Origin of the sequence: Escherichia sp. MOD1-EC7003, assembly GCF_002965065.1 — a bacterium.
In the GTDB taxonomy this organism is placed as follows: domain Bacteria; phylum Pseudomonadota; class Gammaproteobacteria; order Enterobacterales; family Enterobacteriaceae; genus Escherichia.
In genome coordinates this window covers 1-523 of the sequence record NZ_PTRE01000220.1, presented here as the reverse complement: position 1 = coordinate 523, position 523 = coordinate 1, and the positions used below count along the sequence as shown (strand labels likewise).

Genomic DNA, 523 nt, shown 5'->3' with positions numbered 1-523 from the left:
ACAAAAGAAAGAGCCAGAAATGACGGTCAGGTATTATATCAGTTCTGCTGATTTAACCGCAGAGAAGTTCGCCACAGCGATCCGAAATCACTGGCACGTGGAGAATAAGCTGCACTGGCGTCTGGACGTGGTAATGAATGAAGACGACAGCAAAATAAGAAGAGGAAACGCAGCAGAATTATTTTCAGGGATACGGCATATCGCTATTAATATTTTGACGAATGATAAGGTATTCAAGGCAGGGTTAAGACGTAAGATGAGAAAAGCCGCTATGGACAGAGACTACCTTGCGTCAGTCCTTGCGGGGAGCGGGCTTTCGTAATCTTGCCCTGACGGGCTGGTCCATTGTGTGAATAAACAGCAGGCAGAGGAATTGCGGGATAAGCTGGCAGTGCGTTTTCAGGAATGCGGACTGGAATTACATCCGGAGAAAACGAAGATCGTCTACTGCAAAGACAGTGAACGAAAAGGAAACCACGAAATAAGGCAATTTGATTTTCTGGGTTATACGTTCAGGGCAAGA

The 523-nt window shown here is 45.9% G+C and carries 1 protein-coding gene; it reads left to right on the top strand.

Annotated features, from left to right (window positions below; translation table 11 throughout):
* Positions 1-322: ISAs1 family transposase (locus tag A7090_RS24160; RefSeq protein WP_123056991.1), on the top strand; the 322-nt coding region annotated here is incomplete at its 5' end.
* Positions 323-523 lie beyond the last annotated feature (201 nt).